The sequence below is a fragment of the Clostridium sp. CTA-5 genome, assembly GCF_054768135.1.
In genome coordinates this window covers 1-394 of the sequence record NZ_BAAAAT010000038.1, presented here as the reverse complement: position 1 = coordinate 394, position 394 = coordinate 1, and the positions used below count along the sequence as shown (strand labels likewise).

Annotated in this window: 3 tRNA genes; all 3 read left to right on the top strand. The window is 51.5% G+C overall.

Annotated elements, in window-relative coordinates:
- Positions 1-67 precede the first annotated feature (67 nt).
- Positions 68-144, top strand: a tRNA-Met gene (locus tag ACYUET_RS19095).
- 7 nt (positions 145-151) lie between these two features.
- Positions 152-240 (top strand) — tRNA-Leu (locus ACYUET_RS19090).
- Positions 241-251: 11 nt separating this feature from the next.
- Positions 252-327 (top strand) — tRNA-Met (locus ACYUET_RS19085).
- Positions 328-394: the final 67 nt, after the last annotated feature.

Below are 394 nucleotides of genomic sequence, written 5' to 3'. Positions count from 1 at the left end.
AGCTCGTCGGGCTCATAACCCGAAGGTCGTAGGTTCAAGTCCTGCCTCCGCAACCATAAAAAAATTTGGCGGAATAGCTCAGCTGGCTAGAGCATTCGGTTCATACCCGAAGTGTCGTAGGTTCAAGTCCTATTTCCGCTACCATATGCTTGCCGAAGTGGCGGAACTGGCAGACGCACAGGACTTAAAATCCTGCGGTGGTTAAACACCGTACCGGTTCGATTCCGGTCTTCGGCACCATAATATAATATCGCGGGGTGGAGCAGTTGGTAGCTCGTCGGGCTCATAACCCGAAGGTCGTAGGTTCAAGTCCTGCCTCCGCAACCATAAAAAAATTTGGCGGAATAGCTCAGCTGGCTAGAGCATTCGGTTCATACCCGAAGTGTCGTAGGTT